The sequence below is a fragment of the Mycobacterium sp. NGS15 genome, assembly GCF_059813245.1.
The window spans coordinates 699,395-717,294 of sequence record NZ_JCALEF010000001.1; the positions used below are offsets into that span (position 1 = coordinate 699,395).

Annotated in this window: 17 protein-coding genes; 13 read left to right on the forward strand and 4 right to left on the reverse strand. The window is 64.2% G+C overall.

Annotation, left to right across the window (positions count from 1 at the left end; all coding sequences use genetic code 11):
* The first annotated feature begins 9 nt into the window (after positions 1-9).
* Positions 10-1,305, forward strand: a complete 1,296-nt coding sequence (locus AC5Y5C_RS03315) for an adenylosuccinate synthase (RefSeq protein WP_499968944.1) — start codon at positions 10-12, stop codon at positions 1,303-1,305.
* Positions 1,302-1,964 carry a PaaI family thioesterase gene (locus AC5Y5C_RS03320; protein WP_499968946.1) on the forward strand — a complete coding sequence of 221 codons (663 nt, stop codon included), beginning with the start codon at positions 1,302-1,304 and terminating at the stop codon, positions 1,962-1,964. Before AC5Y5C_RS03315 ends, AC5Y5C_RS03320 begins: the two co-directional genes overlap by 4 nt.
* Before the next feature lie 31 nt (positions 1,965-1,995).
* Here AC5Y5C_RS03320 and AC5Y5C_RS03325 read toward each other — a convergent pair whose 3' ends face one another.
* Together AC5Y5C_RS03325 and AC5Y5C_RS03330 are read right to left on the reverse strand one after the other, a co-directional pair.
* The gene (locus AC5Y5C_RS03325) at positions 1,996-3,255 is read right to left on the reverse strand and encodes an SLC13 family permease (protein WP_499968948.1); all 1,260 of its coding nucleotides are present in this window, start codon (positions 3,253-3,255) and stop codon (positions 1,996-1,998) included.
* Positions 3,256-3,477: 222 nt separating this feature from the next.
* A complete protein-coding gene (locus AC5Y5C_RS03330) occupies positions 3,478-5,058 on the reverse strand; it encodes a Na+/H+ antiporter (RefSeq protein WP_499968950.1) in 1,581 nt (526 codons plus the stop codon).
* A 60-nt stretch (positions 5,059-5,118) separates the two neighbouring features.
* Here AC5Y5C_RS03330 and AC5Y5C_RS03335 point away from each other — a divergent pair, with 60 nt between their 5' ends.
* From AC5Y5C_RS03335 to AC5Y5C_RS03365, 7 genes are all read left to right on the forward strand, one after another.
* Positions 5,119-5,436 carry a UBP-type zinc finger domain-containing protein gene (locus AC5Y5C_RS03335; protein WP_499968952.1) on the forward strand — a complete coding sequence of 106 codons (318 nt, stop codon included), beginning with the start codon at positions 5,119-5,121 and terminating at the stop codon, positions 5,434-5,436.
* Between the two features lie 62 nt (positions 5,437-5,498).
* Complete coding sequence (gene purT, locus AC5Y5C_RS03340; protein ID WP_499968953.1) at positions 5,499-6,890, forward strand: formate-dependent phosphoribosylglycinamide formyltransferase; 1,392 nt, start codon at positions 5,499-5,501, stop codon at positions 6,888-6,890.
* A complete protein-coding gene (locus AC5Y5C_RS03345) occupies positions 6,887-7,336 on the forward strand; it encodes an Rv0361 family membrane protein (RefSeq protein WP_499968955.1) in 450 nt (149 codons plus the stop codon). The genes purT and AC5Y5C_RS03345 overlap by 4 nt, the downstream gene beginning before the upstream one ends.
* A gap of 46 nt (positions 7,337-7,382) precedes the next feature.
* Complete coding sequence (locus AC5Y5C_RS03350) at positions 7,383-7,808, forward strand: rhodanese-like domain-containing protein (RefSeq protein WP_499968956.1); 426 nt, start codon at positions 7,383-7,385, stop codon at positions 7,806-7,808.
* Positions 7,805-9,037 carry an O-succinylhomoserine sulfhydrylase gene (locus AC5Y5C_RS03355; protein ID WP_499968957.1) on the forward strand — a complete coding sequence of 411 codons (1,233 nt, stop codon included), beginning with the start codon at positions 7,805-7,807 and terminating at the stop codon, positions 9,035-9,037. Before AC5Y5C_RS03350 ends, AC5Y5C_RS03355 begins: the two co-directional genes overlap by 4 nt.
* A gap of 62 nt (positions 9,038-9,099) precedes the next feature.
* Complete coding sequence (locus AC5Y5C_RS03360) at positions 9,100-9,573, forward strand: hypothetical protein (RefSeq protein ID WP_499968959.1); 474 nt, start codon at positions 9,100-9,102, stop codon at positions 9,571-9,573.
* Positions 9,574-9,583: 10 nt separating this feature from the next.
* The gene (locus tag AC5Y5C_RS03365; RefSeq protein ID WP_499968961.1) at positions 9,584-12,577 is read left to right on the forward strand and encodes an MMPL/RND family transporter; all 2,994 of its coding nucleotides are present in this window, start codon (positions 9,584-9,586) and stop codon (positions 12,575-12,577) included.
* 15 nt (positions 12,578-12,592) lie between these two features.
* On the opposite strand, the gene AC5Y5C_RS03370 is transcribed toward AC5Y5C_RS03365, so the two are convergent.
* On the reverse strand, positions 12,593-14,098 hold the full coding sequence (locus AC5Y5C_RS03370) for a carotenoid oxygenase family protein (RefSeq protein ID WP_499968963.1): 1,506 nt from the start codon (positions 14,096-14,098) through the stop codon (positions 12,593-12,595).
* A 96-nt stretch (positions 14,099-14,194) separates the two neighbouring features.
* On the opposite strand from AC5Y5C_RS03370, the gene AC5Y5C_RS03375 reads away from it, so the two are divergent.
* On the forward strand, positions 14,195-14,815 hold the full coding sequence (locus tag AC5Y5C_RS03375) for a TetR/AcrR family transcriptional regulator (protein WP_499968965.1): 621 nt from the start codon (positions 14,195-14,197) through the stop codon (positions 14,813-14,815).
* Here the strand turns inward: AC5Y5C_RS03375 and AC5Y5C_RS03380 are convergent.
* A complete protein-coding gene (locus tag AC5Y5C_RS03380) occupies positions 14,812-15,207 on the reverse strand; it encodes a PPOX class F420-dependent oxidoreductase (RefSeq protein ID WP_134073013.1) in 396 nt (131 codons plus the stop codon). The genes AC5Y5C_RS03375 and AC5Y5C_RS03380 overlap by 4 nt on opposite strands.
* 123 nt (positions 15,208-15,330) lie before the next feature.
* Here AC5Y5C_RS03380 and AC5Y5C_RS03385 point away from each other — a divergent pair, with 123 nt between their 5' ends.
* The 3 genes from AC5Y5C_RS03385 to AC5Y5C_RS03395 are packed head-to-tail and all read left to right on the forward strand — an operon-like array spanning position 15,331 to position 17,899.
* Positions 15,331-16,212, forward strand: coding sequence for an amino acid ABC transporter permease (locus AC5Y5C_RS03385; RefSeq protein ID WP_499968967.1), 882 nt, complete (start codon positions 15,331-15,333; stop codon positions 16,210-16,212).
* Entirely contained in the window at positions 16,209-16,970 is a 762-nt protein-coding gene (locus AC5Y5C_RS03390) for an amino acid ABC transporter ATP-binding protein (RefSeq protein ID WP_499968969.1), read from the forward strand. The genes AC5Y5C_RS03385 and AC5Y5C_RS03390 overlap by 4 nt, the downstream gene beginning before the upstream one ends.
* Positions 16,967-17,899 (forward strand): ABC transporter substrate-binding protein, encoded by a 933-nt coding sequence (locus AC5Y5C_RS03395; protein WP_499968971.1) that lies wholly within the window; start codon positions 16,967-16,969, stop codon positions 17,897-17,899. Before AC5Y5C_RS03390 ends, AC5Y5C_RS03395 begins: the two co-directional genes overlap by 4 nt.
* The last annotated feature ends 1 nt before the right edge of the window (position 17,900 follow it).

Below are 17,900 nucleotides of genomic sequence, written 5' to 3' on the forward strand. Positions count from 1 at the left end.
AGAACACACATGCCGGCAATAGTCCTGATCGGCGCCCAGTGGGGTGACGAGGGGAAAGGCAAGGCAACCGACCTGCTCGGTGGCTCGGTTCAATGGGTAGTCCGCTACCAAGGCGGTAATAACGCCGGACACACCGTCGTCTTACCCAACGGCGAGAACTTCGCCCTGCACCTCATCCCCTCGGGAATCCTCACCCCGGGAGTGACGAACGTCATCGGGAACGGGGTCGTTGTCGATCCCGGCGTCCTGCTTACCGAGCTTGCCGGTCTGGAGCAGCGGGGTATCGATACCTCGGGTCTCATCCTCTCCGCGGACGCCCATCTGTTGATGCCGTATCACGTCGCGATCGACAAGGTCACCGAAAGGTACTTGGGATCCAAGAAGATTGGCACCACTGGCCGCGGTATCGGTCCCTGTTATCAGGACAAGGTGGCGCGCATCGGGATCCGGGTCGCCGATGTTCTCGACGAGGAATCTCTGCGTCAGAAGGTCCACGCCGCACTGGAAATCAAGAACCAGATGCTGGTCAAGATTTACAACCGCAAGGCGCTCGACCCGGATCAGGTGGTCGATGGCGTGCTGGAGCAGGCCGAGGGATTCAAGCACCGCATCGCCGACGCGCGTCTTGAGCTCAACCAGGCACTGGAACGTGGTGAGACGGTGCTGCTGGAGGGATCGCAGGGCACCTTGCTCGACGTCGATCACGGCACGTACCCCTTTGTGACGTCCTCGAATCCAACCGCGGGCGGTGCGTCCGTAGGATCCGGTATCGGCCCCACCCGGATCACCACCGTGCTCGGAATTCTCAAGGCGTACACCACGCGGGTGGGCTCGGGTCCGTTCCCCACCGAACTGTTCGACGAGCACGGCGCCTACCTGGCCAAAACCGGCGGCGAGGTGGGCGTCACCACCGGGCGTGCCCGGCGCTGCGGCTGGTTCGACGCTGTCATCGCCCGGTATGCCACTCGAGTCAACGGCATCACCGACTACTTCCTGACGAAACTGGACGTGCTGTCCAGCCTGCAGACCGTCCCGATCTGTGTCGGGTACGAGGTGGACGGCAAGCGCACCAACGAGATGCCGATGACACAGAGCGAGATCTACCGCGCCACACCGGTTTACGAAGAGCTTCCGGGTTGGTGGGAGGATATTTCCGCTGCCCGCGAGTTCGGCGATCTGCCGGCCAAGGCGCAGGACTACGTGCTGCGGCTCGAAGAGTTGGCCGGTGCGCCGATGTCGTGCATCGGCGTCGGCCCGGGCCGGGATCAGACGATCGTGCGGCGGGACATACTCTCGAGGTCATGACCGCCGACGGGGACAGACTCGCCGCACTGCATGAAGAGATGAATCGGGCGATCCGTGAAATCCGTGGCGGGGGTTTCCCGCAGTACTCGCCGTCCTCGGTGGGGCCGGGGTTCGGGCGTTTCCTGACCGCCGTGCGGCGGCTGCAGGATCTGGCGGTATCCGCCGATATGGACGATCCGCGCTGGGATGAGGCGGCCGATCTCACCGAGAAGCTCGTCGAGTTGATGGACCCATACGAGGCGCCCGAAGGCGTCGGACCCGCCAACCGAGTCGCCGACGAACCCGCCAACGGGCATCTGCTGCTGCCGCCGTGGTTCATCGACCAGGCGGGCCCGGACGGTATCGAGGCTCACGGCGACTTCCCGCGGTTCTACCTCGGCGGTAACGGCGCCGTGCACGGCGGGATCCTGCCGTTGCTGTTCGATCACCTCTTCGGCATGACGGTGATCATGGCGGGCCGCACCATCAGCCGCACGGCCTTCTTGCATGTCAACTATCGCCAGGTGGTGCCGGTCGGCGTGCCGCTGACGGCGAGCAGCCGCATCGACGAGGTGGATCGTCGCAAGGCCTTCGTCTCCGCGGAGCTCTACGACGCGCAGGGGGCGGTGCTGGCCGATGCGAATGGGCTGATGGTGCAGCTACTGCCCGGCCAGCCCTAGTGGCCGCCTGTCGATGACGACGATCCACGCCTCATGCGAGCGCGATGGGAACGATCGACAAGAGCCCGGGCACCACCAGCGCCAGGCTTCCCGCGAGGGCCAGCAGCCTCCGGAACAGGTTGTCCTGTTCTTCGACTGCGCTGTTGCCGATGATCAGGGTGCCTGCCACGTGAATCGGATTCATCACCATCAACGCGGCGGGCACGCAGACCGCGCACACCACCCAGAACATCTGGGCCGGCTCGGTGAAGGTGGAGAACACGACGGGCATCATCAGCCCGAGAACTCCGAGTGTGGAGCTTTCGATATTGCATAGCAGGGCAGTCAAATACGCGAGTACGAGGATGAGAACCGCGCCCGTCCCGAGGCGATGCAAGACGCTCGCGATCGAATCGATGGTGCCGATCTTCTGCATCAACCCGAGGTAGGTGAGCAGGCCACACAGCAGCAGGATGCTGGGCCATGGGATCCGGGCGAGCAGTGACCGCTCCTGTGGGCGGAATGCGATCTGCAGCAGTGCGGCCAGGGCTATAGCTGTCACCCCGACATCGGTTTTGACGATGACCACGAGTAGCACGAAGGTCAGCAGCGCCAGGCCGGCGCACCAGGCATATCGAAGTGAGGGTCGTTCGGCCGCATCGGTTTCAGCGGTAGCAGCCGGTGCCGGAGTGAGGTCGAAACCTCGGCCGCTGCTGCGCCGAAACGCGTCGAGCAGCTGCAGGCATAGCACCACAAGGACCGCGACCACCATGGAGACAGCCCAGAGGGCCCATCCCGGATAGCTGACGTGAAACTTGGATGCGGCGGCGCGGACTACTGCACCTGTCGGGTTCAGAGGGGAGAGGCCGGCGCTGTTGGCCCCGATCACCACGCCCAGCTCGCACAGATAGAAGCTGTTGCGGTACCTCACGGCCACGTGCGCCACCAGCGGCACGAGGAACGCGATGACGGCCGTCGAGAACGCGCCCACCGTGGACAGCATGGCGCCGACAAGAAAGCCTGCCCACGGCAGCATGGCGTGACGATCGCCCACGGCCCTGTACACCAATTCGACGAACCAGCCGAGGGCGCCACTTCGCTCCAGGTGCGCGAACAACAGCGAGACCCCGACGATCAGCGCGAAGATATCGCCTGGGAATGTCGCGTACATTGCCTTCACGTCCAGCCCTGAGAGCGCGAGGACGGGCAACGCGGCACCGAGGGCCAGCACGCCGATGTTCATCCGGCGCCAGATCGCGGCCACCAGCACGACAATCAGCATGATGAGCGAAAGCGTTTGGGCAGCAGACATTTAGGTGACTTTCTGGAACGTACGGGCACGGTCCTACGACCGGCAGCGGGGCGCGACTGCGATCTGTCACGGTACCCGCTACATCTGGTGTGGCCGGAAACCGAGGATGGACCGGTGCGCGGCCAACCTCATTCGCGGCCCACTCCGAACCATGCCGGGTGCGGCATTCCCGCAATCCGTCGGGTGTTCACTGCACGCCGAGCACCAATGAGAGGGTGAAACCTAGCGGTCGGCCTGATTCATGGTGGCCTCTTCGAGGTCGAGTCCACGGAGCACGGTGCGCAGCACCTCGTCATCGATGTTGCCCGCGTCGCGTTCGGCGATGAAGACCTCACGCTCCTTCTCGAGCATCTCCAGCCGCAGGTTCCGGAATGCCGCCATGGGGCTCTCACCGGCGTCCTCATCGCTACGTCCAAGACGCTCCCATGCCGCATTGCGGCGACGGGTGTTCCAGTGCCGCAGGATTTCCGCGGCCCGGCTGCGCACGTTGGTGTCCTCGATGCCGTCATGGTCATCGAGGAGTTCCTCGAGACGGTCCGCGGCCGCACGGGCGGCCTTGTCCTGAGCGGCCGCCTCGGCGAGTGCGTCCTTGCGTTCGTCATCGCTTTGCACGCCGAGCACCCGGATCACCCACGGCAGGGTAAGCCCATGCAACAGAAGCGTTCCCACCACCACGACGAAGGTGAGGAAGACGATGTGCGGATGCCCGGGCAGTGGCTCACCGGTGATGGTGGTGAGCGGCACCGCGAAGGCCATCGCCAGCGACACCACGCCACGCATCCCGGCCCACGCCACCACGAAAACCCCACGCGCCGAGGGGCGTTGGCCGGGTGGCCGCAGGTAGGCGAATGCGAACACGAACACGATGCGCACCACGATCACCGTGGTCAGCACCGCTATAGAGGACAGCACGATGGTGGCGAAGGACAGGCCTCGTAGTCCTTCGACGACCTTGGGCAGCTGCAACCCGATGAGTAGAAACGCGAAGGATTCCAGCAGCAGCTGCACGGCCTTCCACACCGCGTCGTCCTGGAGCCGGGTGGCGTATCCGGCGTGCACCGAGCGGTGTCCCAGCATGAGCCCGGCGACCACGACGGCGATCACGCCGGAGCCATGAATCTCCTCGGCGAGCAGGTACGCGAAGAACGGCACCACCAGTCCGATCGCGCTCTCGGACAGCGGGTCATCGAGTTTGCACCGGATGACGTTGACCAACTTGCCGATGACAAACCCGACGAGCACCCCACCGACGGCCGCGAGTGCAAAGATCTTGAGCCCGTCGGCCAGGGTGGCGCCGAGCCCGATCGCCGCGGCTACCGCCACCCGATACGCGGTGAGGGCGGTCGCGTCATTGAGCAGACTCTCGCCGCCCAGCAGCGTCATGATGTTGCGCGGCAGTCCCAGGCGCCGGCCGATCGCGGTGGCCGATACCGCGTCGGGCGGTGCCACGATGGCGCCGAGCACCATCGCGCCGGCGAGCGGCAGTTCGGGAACGGCGTAGAACGCCACGAAGCCCACCGCGACGGTGGTGACCAGCGGGAGCACCACGGCCAGGCTGCTGACCGCCCGCATGTTCTTGCGCAGGTTGACGTAGGAGCTTTCCAGCGCCGTCGTGTACAGCAGTGGCGGCAGGATCACGAACAGCACGAGGTCCGGATCCATCTCGATGGGCGGCAACCCGGGGATCGCGGCGGCCGCCAATCCGGCCACGACCAGCACCAACGGCGTGGGCAGCCCGAATCGCCGGGAAATCGCGGCCAGTACCAGGGCGGCCGTGAGTACCGCCAGCAGGGAAACGTTCACCTTCGTATTCTGTGCGGAGAGCGGTTCTGGCACCTAGGCGGGCACGTTGAGAGGGCAAATATGAAGCGGCTGTTTCGGCGTGGATCTGCTGCGCCCGGGTCGGCACGGGGACAGGAACCGTGCCCGGAGCTGGCGGCCGCCACCGGACAAGACCCACAACCCCGGACACCCGGCCAGTGCGAGGACTGCGCGGCATTGGGCGAGCAGGTGTGGGCCCATTTGCGGCTGTGTCTGGAATGCGGCCGGGTCAGCTGTTGTGATTCCAGCCCCCATCAGCACGCCACCGCACATTTTCACGCCTCGGGTCATCCGGTGATGCGTTCACACGAACCGGGCGAGGATTGGCGCTGGTGTTATGTCCACAGCACTCTCGGTTGAGGATGTGTGGCAATCTGGCACGCTAGGCACGGTCCAATAGGGCAACAGATCGACCGGAAGGCGTGGAAGGCATCGTGGTGACGCAGGAGGGTTCGCCCCCCAGCGAGCATGGGGCGACGGGGTCAACCGACACCGCCGAGCCCGGGCCCGCCGAGGCGGCGCCGGTGACCGAGGACGCCGTTCGTGCCACCAATGGCGCGAAGTCCGCCAAGGCCGCTAAATCCGCCAGCAGCGTGAAACCCGTCCCCGAAGTGGCCAGGACCGAGGCCCCCGTACCGGAGGTACCGGAATCGTCCGCCGCGAACCGCACCACCGTGATGCTGCTGGGGGCCGGTGAACTGGCCAGGGAGCTGGCCATCTCCTTCCAGCGGCTGGGTGCCGAAGTGGTTGTGGTGGACACCGGCGACGGCGGACCGGCCCATAGCGCGGCGGACCGCTCGGTGCTCGCACCGATTGGTGAGTCGGAGAGCCTTTTCGAGCTCATCGAGAAGGAACGGCCCCACTTCGTGGTGCCACTGGTCGAGACGGCGTCGGGCGAGGCCCTCGACAGATTGGCCGACGGCAAGCTCACCCAGGTGATTCCGACCGCCAAAGCGGTGCGGCTGGCCGGAGATCGCGAGGCGATGCGGCGTATGGCCGCCGAGGACCTCGGTCTGCCCACACCCTCGTACTGGTTCGCGAACTCGGTCGAGGAGCTGCACAAGGTGCTGGAGACCGCGGGCTTCCCGGCGGTGATACGTCCGGTGTCGGCGGCGTACGGCCAAGGCCAATCGGTGGTGCTGCGTGGCAGCGATGCCGAACCGGCATGGGATCAGGCCGTCGCGTCGAACATCGGAGGCAACCAGCGGGTGCTGGTGGAAACCGCCGTGGAGATCGACTACGAGATCACGCTGCTCACGGTGCGAACGGCCGGGGTGGGCGGTGCTACCAGACTGTATTTCTGCGAACCCATCGCACACCGGCAGAGCGGAACCGATGCTCTGCAGATGTGGCAACCGCAGCCGCTGAGCCAGGCGGCGCTGGAATTGGCCCGGTCGATTGCCGCCAGAGCGGTCAATGCCCTTGGCGGGCATGGTGTTTACGGGGTTGAATTGTTTGTCCGCGGCGACGAGGTGTACTTCTGCGATGTGAGTGCGCGGCCCTATGACTCCGGGCTGGTGACCGTGCGATCACAGCGGCTCTCCGAGTTCGATATGCACGCGCGCGCGGTACTGGGTGTGCCGATCGACACCATTCTGGTGTCACCGGCGGCCGCCGAGGTGGTCTACGGCGACGGTCATGGTCCGTCGTCGCGGCAGCTCGACGAGGCGCTACAGATACCTGAGAGCGATCTTCGGATGTTCGGGCATTCCGAGATCCACCGGCGTCGCCGTGTCGGCGTGGCCTTGGCGACCGCGCCCAACACCGCGTTGGCGCTGAGCCGTGCACAACAGGTCGCTCGGCATCTGCGGTGACACCCGACGAGCAGGCAGCGGATCGCGAGGACACCGGGAGCCCGGCACCGTTCATCGCCGGGGCCGCGATCTTTGGAATCGTGGTGATCGGTATCGCGATATCGACGTTCTTCCGGACGGGCGACGGCCTTACCGAGGAAGGCAGGGTGGGGCAGTCAGTCATCGCGCAGAACGACGCGCTGCAGCGCCGCACATACGCCGACTATGCGGCGAACACCTGTCGGGCCATTGTCGCGCCGGAAAAGAATGTGATTGCCGCACAGGAGAAATCCGAGGCATCGCACGGAAACCGGTACGTGGACGACGTCAAGGACGTGAAGGTCAGCGGGGATACCGCTACCGCCACGGTGACCTATCACTACATGAAATCCGAGGACAACAAGCTCACCGCGGACGTCTCCTTCGCCAAGGAAGACGGCTCGTGGAGGGTCTGCAGTCAGTACTGAAGGTCTTCACGCAAGCGGTTCATCGCAACCAATACACTGGCTCTTTGTGGGCTACGCAGGAGATATCACCCCCGAGGCGGCGTGGGCGCTGCTGAAGGAAAACCCGGAAGCCGTGCTGGTCGATGTGCGCACGTCGGCGGAGTGGAAGTGGGTCGGGGTTCCCGACCTGACCGAACTCGGCCGCGATGTCGTGTACGTCGAGTGGGTGCGCTCCAACGGCGAACGCAATGAACAGTTCCTGGACGAGCTGGCGGCTGCGGGTGTCACCGGGCCTTCTCAGGGGGACAGTCGTCCGGTGGTGTTCCTGTGTCGGTCCGGTAACCGGTCGATCGGCTCGGCGGAACTGGCCACCGAGGCGGGAATCGCCCCGTCCTACAACGTGCTTGACGGATTCGAGGGCAACCTCGACGAGAACGGGCACCGTGGCGGCGTCGGCTGGCGGGCCATCGGTCTGCCATGGCGGCAGTCATGAGCCAGACGCCGGACGGTATCCCGTCGGTGCGGATTCCCAAGGCACTGCCCGACGGCGTGAGCCAGGCGACCATCGGTGTGCGCGGCGGGCTGCTGCGCTCCGAGTTCGAGGAAACCGCCGAGGCGATGTACCTGACCTCCGGGTATGTCTACGAGAGTGCGGCTGCCGCGGAACGTGCCTTCACCGGCGAGGTCGACCGGTATGTGTACTCGCGATACGGCAACCCGACGATCTCCATGTTCGAGGAGCGGTTGCGGCTTATCGAGGGCGCCGAGGCAGCATTTGCGACGGCAACCGGTATGTCGGCGGTCTTCACAGCACTGGGCGCGTTACTCGGTGCTGGTGACAGACTTGTCGCTGCGCGGAGTTTGTTCGGTTCCTGTTTCGTGGTGTGTAACGAGATCCTGCCCCGCTGGGGTGTGGAGACCGTGTTCGTCGACGGCGAGGACCTCTCCCAGTGGGAAGAGGCGCTATCCGTTCCCACGCAGGCCGTCTTCTTCGAAACCCCTTCCAATCCCATGCAATCGCTCGTAGACATCGAGGCGGTGTGCAAGCTGGCGCATGCCGCAGGTGCAAAGGTGGTGCTGGACAACGTCTTTGCGACACCGCTGCTACAACAGGGCATCCCGTTGGGTGCCGATGTGGTGGTCTACTCCGGCACCAAGCACATCGACGGGCAGGGCCGGGTGCTCGGTGGCGCCATCCTGGGTGAAGCCGAATACATCGAGGGCCCCGTCAAGACGCTGATGCGTCACACCGGGCCCGCACTGAGCCCGTTCAATGCCTGGACACTCGTGAAAGGCCTTGAAACGCTCGATCTTCGGGTGCGACATGCCAACGAATCAGCCTCCAAGATCGCGCAGTTCCTGGAACAGCATCCCGCGGTGCGCTGGGTGCGTTACCCCTTCCTGCCGAGCCATCCTCAGTACGAGCTGGCCAAGCGGCAGATGAGCGGCGGCGGCACCGTGGTCACCTTCGAGCTCGACGCCGACGGCGACGCGGGTAAGCAGCGTGCCTTCGAGGTACTCGACGGGACCTCGCTCATCGACATCTCGAACAATCTGGGCGACTCCAAGTCGCTCATCACTCACCCCGCCACCACGACCCACCGCGCCATGGGGCCGGAGGGCCGTGCGGCGATCGGGCTCTCCGACGGCGTGGTGCGTTTGTCGGTCGGCCTGGAGTCCACAGAGGACCTCATCGCAGACCTGGATCGGGCGCTGAGCTAATTCGGGCTAGCTTTAGTTAGCAGGGGCTAGCACTAAGGGCAAAGCCTTTGTAGTATCCCGTCATGACGCAACGAAGCGTTCATGTCGCGGTACTCGTGTTTGCCGCCGCAGTGACGACGCAAGCCGTGGGTGCTTGCTCTATGTCGGATTTCGTGGGCGGCGCCGTGGAGCGCACCACGTATCCGCCGATCACACCCATTCCGCCGCCCCCACCCGGCGTCAGCATTCTGCCTGCGGACTTTCCACGCGACATCCCTGTCATCAAAGGCACGTATCGCCAAGACGCCCAGGGCGATTCTCGAACCCTGGCGGTCAGCGGTGTCGACGCGTCGGCCACGGCCACAGCGGGCAAGCTGCTGACCGACGCCGGATTCGAACATCAAACCGTGATGGGCCAGGACGCCTACCTCAACAACAAGTACACCGTGCTCGTGGTCGGCGACGACCTCGGTGGAGCCTTCACCCTGCGCTACACCGTGATGCCGATGACCGGTGTGCCGGGCATGCCGAGTGTCACCTTCCCGCCGTTGATCTGAGGAGCTGACCATGTCGCACCAATACAGCCCGGCGTTCGAGCGGGCAGGACGCCTGGTGGCCAAGCACGCAAAGTTGGTGATTCTGGCCTGGATAGCGGTGGGAGTTCTCGTCAACACCGCCTGGCCACAACTGGAGCGGGTGGCCAACGAGCACTCGGTCAGTCCGCTTCCGACGGGTGAGGTGAGCCCGGCACTGGCATCGATGAAAGAGATGGGAAAGGCGTTCGGCCGCCCTGGCATCGATAACGCCGTCATCATCGTGATGCATAGCGACAAGGGATTCGACGCCGATGCACAGGCCCGGTACTCCGCGCTGATCGATCGGCTGGGCGGAAACAAGGAGTACGTCACCTTCGTCCAGGACCAGCTGGGTGATCCACGGATGCGCAACAACCCGGTGGCACGTAGACAGGTCCTCAGCGAGGACGGCACCACCTGGTATGCGATGGCGGGGTTGGCCGGGGATCTCGGTACTCCGTTGGCGCAGAGGGCATATCGGTCGGTCGATGATTTGGTGAGACAGACCTTCGCCGGTTCGGCCACCACGGCGAACATCACCGGGGCGGCGGGGACCATCACCGATATGGGCAACGCCGCACTGGGCGATCTGCCCAAGATTGGCGCGGTGACCGTGGTGGTCATCGGCCTCATCCTGTTGCTGGTGTTCCGATCGTGGTTCACCGCGATGCTGCCGCTGCTGGTGATGGGAATGAGTCTGCTCATCGCGCGCGGTGTCATCGCCGGGCTCGCCGATCGTGCCCTGGTTCCGGTGTCCTCGGTGTCCGCCGGGCTGATGATGGCCGTGCTGATGGGCGCCAGCGTCAACTACACGGTGTTCCTCGTCAGTCGGTACCACGAACGAATACGCGCGGGAGAGGAGCCGCCGGAGGCCCTGGCGCATGCCTGTGGCTCGATGACCAGGGTCATCCTGGCGACGGCGGCGACCGTGGCGATCGCCAACATCGCGCAGTTGACCGCCAAGCTGGCCTTTCTCGCGGCGGCCGGCCCGGCGGTGTCGATGGGGGTGATCGTCGCGTTCTTCGTGGTCACCACGCTGCTGCCGGCGACGCTGAGCCTGGCGGCCACGCGCGGGTTGGGACTGCCAGGGCCCGACCGGGCGGGGGTGTATTGGCACCGCATGGGCGTGACCATCGTGCGGCGCCCTTGGCCCGTCTTCGGTGTGGCGATCGTGATCCTGTTGGCGGCCGCGTCCTTCGTCCCCTTTATGCGGCCCAGTTTCGATATGTCGCGGGTGCTGCCTGATTCGGCCCAGTCGAATCAGGGTATGCACATCCTCAACGCCCATTTCCCCACCAATTCGGTTATGCCGCAATATCTTCTGATCCAGGCACCCTCGGATCTGCGCAATCCACGCGCGCTGGCCGATCTTGACCAGATGGCCGAGCGGATCTCCCAGCTCACGGGGGTCGGGAAGGTCGTCGGGATCACCCGGCCGGATGGGAACAAGCTCACCCAGGCCACGTTGGCGTGGCAGATCGGGTACATGGGAACGCAGATCGACAAGACCAGCGGTCAGGTCAACGCCGACCTGCGTCCGCAGCTCGAACGGATGTCCACGCTCGCCGATGTCATGTCGGCCATGACCAACGAGCTGGGCGACGGGGATCTGGCCCGGATGCAGCAGATGATGCCGCAGATGCTGTCGATGGCCAAAGAGGTTGAGGGGCAGCTTGACCGGTATCAATCGCTGATATCCCAGATGGGTACGGTGGCCGGGATGGTGGATCAGCTGGCCACGATGGGCCCTTCGGTCGAAGCCACCTTCTCGGCTCTCGACGCCGGGGCATCACTGACTCAGACGCTCGCCGAATCCCCGTTCTGCCCGGTCCAGCCCGACTGTGTGAAGCTACGCAACCAGCTAGCGGAGCTCCGTGACACGGGTCCGCTCTCCTCGGCAGAAAGCCTGCGGGAATCGGTGCGGGCGGTCACCGGCGGTAAAACGGTCACCCAGCTGCTGGGCGATATGAACAATCAGTTCAAGCAGATTCGCGGGCTAGTCGCGAAATTGCCCGAGATGGAACGAAAATTCGAACGCATATCGGTGTACTTCCAGCAACTACAGGGTCTGGGCGTGGACATGAACTCCGTCAAGACGATGGGCGTGCGGATCCGTGACTTGAACACCCAACTCGAGGACACCGTGCGGTCCATGGGCGAGGCCGCGGTGACCCTGCAGACCATCAGTAAAGACTCCAATTCACCGGCGGCATCAGGCTTTTCCATTCCCGGGGCGATGTTGCAGAATCCGGGGTTCAAGGAGCTGAGCTCGGCATTCCTGCAGGAGGACGGGCGTACCGCCATGTATCTGGTGCAGTCGCCGCTCAACCCCTATGGGCCCGAAGCGATGCAGCTGAGCCGCGATATGGAGCGCGTCGGCAGCGAGGCGACGCCCAACACCGCGCTGGCCGGGGCCACGGTGTCGGTGGGCGGGTTCCCTGCCATCAATGCCGACCTGAAGAAGGCCTACGACAGTGATCTGCGCGAGATCATCGTTGTCACACTGCTCATCATCTTCCTGGTGATGTGCCTGCTGCTGCGCGCGGTGGTGGCGCCGTTGTACCTGCTGGGCACGGTGCTGCTCACCTACATCGCGTCACTGGGCATTGGTGTGCTGGTGTTTCAGGTTCTCCTTGGGCAACAGCTGGATTGGGCCGTCCCGGCCATGACCTTTGTGCTGATTGTGGCCGTCGGAGCCGACTACAACATGCTGTTCATCTCGCGCCTGCGGGAGGAGAGCGCCCGGGGCATGCGGCTCGGAATCATCCGGACCGTGCGTCAGACCGGGTCGGTAATCACCTCGGCCGGTCTGGTGTTCGCCGCCAGCCTGCTGGGCATGATGGTCGGGTCGGTCAATCAGATGGTGCAGATGGGGTTCATCATCGGCGTGGGCATCCTGCTGGACACGTTCATCGTCAGAACCCTGATGGTGCCGACGCTGGCTCAGGCCTTCGGCAAGCTGAGCTGGTGGCCCTCCAAGGCGTGACAGGGGATCGTCCCGCTAGTGCAGCAGAGTCGGATGTGGTAGCGGTGCATCGGGATTGGCAACCCGTCTGGTGAAGGTTCCGTGGAACCCTATCGGCAAGTGATGCGTCAAGTGCGCCACCGCGACTGGGCCGTGCTCGACATCACGCGCGTCGAGAATGATTAGTTGCGAACGGTTTTCCACGAGATCGTGATTGACCGCGAGCAGCCAGCCGTCATCTTGCGCGGAGTCCTTGTCGCGTGGCACGAAGATGGGTTCGCACACCGAGGCCTTTCCGAAATCGCAGTGCGTCATAGCTCCGGTGCGGTGGTCGAACTTGAAGATGCCGTTGTAGTGGCCCTTGCGTTCCAGCGTTCCGGCGGTATAGGTGATCTCATGATTGCGGGTGGACTGACGCCAGTCATATTGCGGGAATTCGATTTTCGCGGACTGGGAGACCACCTCCTCGGTGATCTTGCCGTTGGGCGAGATGCGGAACCTGACCAGGTGGCTGTCCGGCCATTCGCGGACTACCAGATGGTGATGAGGATTGGGATGGTCTTTGGGCCCCATGGCGGCGTCCAGTGACCGCCGCAGAAACTCGAGGTTCTCATATCTGACGAACTCGACCACCGCATCGGCGCCATCCTGGAAGGCGTTGGTGACGTGGATATGGGTTTGAGGCGCGTGTTCGATGACAATGGGTTTGGATCCGTCACGGGGCACCAGGATGAACTTGGTGCTGCCATTGGTCAGCTGGTACTCGAGACTTTCGTCGAAACGCTTGCCGCGCAGCAGCTGGCCAATGTTGGGGCGAATCGGATCGAGTATGAAGACCAGATACTTCTCGGTCAGCGCGAAATCGTGGTTCCAGCCCATATCCCACAGGGTTACCGAATTAATCTGCGAGAGTTGACCGCTGGGGCTCACCCGGTAGCAGCGTAGTCGGGGTGTGGGAAAGACGTCGAGGCCGAAGTTGAACATCTCGCCGGTGACGGGATCCCATTTCGGGTGTGCCGAGAAGGCGCCGACATACCCGAGCCTGCCGTCGAAATCGTTGGTGCCCAGGGTTTCCAGGGTGTCGGGGTCCAGCCGGTGTGGTGGCCCACCCTCCCAGAGTGCCAGCATCTCCCCGGCCAGCGACACGATGTTGGTGTTCGCGGTGTTCGCCGGCACCTGGAGGTTGGCGAATAGTTTCCCAGGCACCTGAGTGGTGATCCCGGGTCTGCGCATCGGGCCCTGCTGCAGCCCGTCCCGGAACTGCTGCGTGCGCACGTATCGGTTGGTGAAGCGGACCGAGGAACCGTCCAGGACGAATCGGGACACCATGCCGTCGGCGTCGAACATCGTGCGCAGCACGGTGGTGCCCACCTCGAACTTGCCGGGGCCGATGCGGAAGAGGGTGCCGGTCAGCGCGGGCGGCAGGGTGCCGTCGATCTCCGTGACCTCATAGTCGTATTCGCGCAGCTGGGACTCGAAGGGCCGGGAGACGAGTTCCTCGAAATCCGTGTCGGAGGCTGAATGCTCGGGCGCACGTGTCATGAAATCTCCTAGACCACATTGTCGAAAGTTTCTGACGACGGGTGTCCTCAACATTAGCGAGTAGGTTGCCTATGTCAAGACGAAGGGCGTTTACGCGTGACGAACGGTCAGACTCACCGCACGTACGGTGGCAAGACGCGAGAGCAGCGCCAACAGGAGCGGCGCGTCGCACTGCTGCGGGCAGGCCGTGAGCTGTGGAGCGACAAGGGCCTGGCCGCGGTCACCGTGCGGGGTGTGTGTGCCCGGACCCGGCTGACCGATCGGTATTTCTACGAGCAGTTCTCGACCATCGGCGATTTGGTTCTGCAGATCGTGGACGACGTGTTCGCCGAACTATTCGCGTCTATGAGAGAAGCAGGCCGGGTGGCCGGCGACAAGCCGCATGCACAGCTGACGGCCGGGCTCACCGCGTATCTTGAGCACTCCATCGCGGACCGTGCGATCTTGCGGATTCTGACGTCTGACCTGGACGGATTTCCTGGGATAGTGGCTAAGCACCGCAGCATTCAGCGCCGTATTGCGCGCGGGATACTCCTGACTATCGCCCCGGATGTTCACAAGCCTGAGCCAGCTCAGCTTGAAGCCGCACTATTCGGGGTCGGGGGTGTCACCCTCCTTATGCAGGACTGGCTGGCCGATGAGAATAGGTGTAGCGCTGGTGAACTGGGGGCCAGGGCCACCGATATGTGTATGCGCCTGCTGGGGCCGCTGGCCTAGCCGTGGCTCACGAACTTGGTGGGCCGCAGGTACAGAATGACGCGGTCTGCCTCGTCGCCGGTGCTCGTTCCGGCCCACGGTGCCTGGTACAGGTGGGCAAGCTCCTGGATGAATGACCCCGTCGGATCGTCGTCGATCTGGTCGATGGTGCCGCGCACCTCCAGGTACCGGTACGGGTTGGTGGGGTCCAGGATGGAGAAGGCGACCCGGGGTTCGGACTGGATGTTGCGGAACTTGGCCCGCTTGTTGGTATGGGTGAAGCGCACCCGCTCGCCGTCCCAGCTGAACCACATCGGACTGGACTGCGCGGAACCGTCGCTACCGACCGTGGCTAGGTGGCCGTAGAGCCGCTGTTCCAGGAGATCTTCGAAGCCCGCGGGGATTTCTGGCATGTCCTATGTGAACATTCGAGCGGCGTGGATGCTTCCCCGGTCGAACCTGACGGATAGCCGCCGTTCGATTCGCCGGGAGCCAAAGACTGTTGTGCACTGGTCGGTGTTCCTAGGTTCGACCGCATGACATCGGCACCCGCTGCGCCGCCGCGCGCTCGGGCGTCCGACGACGCTGCCGAGCCGGTGCTGCGGGTACGGCGCCGGGCGCGTCCGGGCAACTGGATTCTTTCGGCCGTCGCGCTGCTGTTCGTGGCCATGTTCGTGCACGGTCTGGTGCGCAACCCGGGGTGGGACTGGCCGACATTCGCGCGGTACTTCACCGCCAAATCGGTGCTGGCGGCGCTGTGGCTGACCATCCGGCTCACCATCTACGGCACGGTGCTCGGGTTTGTGCTCGGTGTGGCGCTGGCGGCCGCGCGCCTGTCCAACAATCCCGTCCTGAAGGTCATCTCATGGACCTACGTATGGATATTTCGGTCCATACCGCTGATCGTGCAGCTGCTGTTCTGGTTCAACATCGCCTACCTGTACGACAGCATCAGCTTCGGGATCCCCTTCGGGCCGAGCCTGATCACCGTCGACACCAACGAACTGCTGAGCGGTCTGACCGCCGCCGTGATCGGGCTGACCCTGCATCAGGGTGCCTACTTCGCCGAGATCATCCGGGGCGGCATCCTGTCCGTCGACGAGGGGCAATGGGAAGCCGCTGCGGCCCTGGGAATTCCCCGGCGCCGTCAGTTCTTCCGAATCGTGCTGCCGCAGGCCATGCGGTCGGTCATGCCCAACGCCGCGAACGAGGTCATCAGTCTGGTGAAGGGCACGTCCATTGTGTCCACCATGGCCATCGCCGACCTCTTCTACCAGGTGCAGGTGATATTCGGGCGTAACGGACGTGTGGTGCCCCTGCTCATGGTGGCGACAGTCTGGTACATCGTCATCACGTCGGTGCTGACCATCGTGCAGTACTACATCGAACGGCATTACGCCCGGGGCACACACCGATGAGCACCATTGAGGTGCGTGGGGTGCGCAAGTCCTACGGCCAGGTGGTTGCGCTGCGTGATGTGAATCTGACTGTGCGACAGGGGGAAGTGACGGTCATCATCGGGCCGTCGGGCTCTGGGAAGTCGACGCTGCTGCGCACCCTGAATCACTTGGAGAAGGTGGACGGCGGGACCATCCGCATCGATGGTGAGCTCATCGGCTACCGGCAGCGTGGATCGGTGCTCTACGAGCTCTCGGAAAGGGCCATTCTGCGGCAGCGTTCGCAGGTCGGCTTCGTGTTCCAGAACTTCAACCTGTTCCCGCATATGACGGTGCTGGAAAACGTCATCGAGGCGCCCCTGGCAGCGCGACGGGCGCCGCGTGCCGAGCTGGTAGCCGAGGCGACCCAGCTGCTCGAACGGGTGGGGGTTGTCGACAAGGTGGCGGAGTACCCGCGCCGGCTATCCGGCGGACAGCAGCAACGAGTGGCCATCGCGCGCGCTTTGGCGTTGCGGCCCAAGGTCATTCTTTTCGATGAGCCCACCTCTGCCCTCGATCCCGAGCTGGTCACCGAGGTGCTCGATGTGATCCGCCAGCTGGCCCGTGACGGTGCCACCTTAGTGATCGTGACGCACGAGATCGGGCTTGCCCGGGAGATCGCGGACACCGTGGTCTTTATGGATCATGGCGCCATCGTCGAGCAGGGTCCGCCGGAAGAGCTGCTGGACAACCCATCGCATCCCCGGACCGCCGGTTTCCTGTCGAAGGTGCTGGCGTGAGGGGTCTTATCGCGCTGTTCTGCACTGTGATGGTTGTGCTCACCGGTTGTGGCGGGGGTGTGGAGCCGGGCGCATCCTCGTCCTTCGATCTGAGCCCGGACCAGGATCGGGTGCGTGTCTCCACGGCGGACGCCATCGCCGCCGAGGTGCCCGATGCCATCCGCAAGCGCGGCACCCTGATTGTCACTGGTGACGCCAATTCCGCACCGCCGCTGCGGTTCTATGCCGATGACGATAAGACGATGATCGGGATCGAGACGGACGTCGCCTATTTGGTGGCGGACATTCTGGGGCTGCGAGTCGACCTGCGTTCGGCCGACTGGGCGCAGAACTTCGTCAAGGTGGACTCGGGCGAGGTCGATGCGTTCATTTCGAATGTGACGGTGACCGAGGAGCGCAAGGAGAAATTCGACTTCGCGACATACCGTTTGGACAACGTCTCCTTTGAGGCCCGGCGATCGCTGGACTGGAAGGTCAAGGGTGCCAGTGATATCGCCGGCAAGACCATCGGCGTCGGATCGGGTACCAACCAGGAAGCACTGCTGGTGCAGTGGAACGAACAGAATGTCGCGGCAGGTCTTCCCGCCGCCGAGCTCAAGTACTTCCAGCAGACCACCGGCTACTACCTGGCGTTGGCGTCGGGTCGCATCGATGCGTATGTCGGGCCCAACCCGACGGCGGTGTTTCATTCCCAGGCGACCGGGCAGACGAAGCTGATCGGCACCTTCTCCGGTGCGGGGGAGGCGCTGCAGGGGGAGATCGCGGTGCTCACCAAGAAGGACAATGGGCTGGTGCGCGCCGTCACCGACGCCCTTAACCACGCCATTGCCGACGGCACGTATCGTAAGGTGTTGCAGCGCTGGGGATTGGAGAACGAAGCAGTGAGTCGGTCCGAAGTCAACCCCCGCGGACTACCCAGGCAAGGATGAC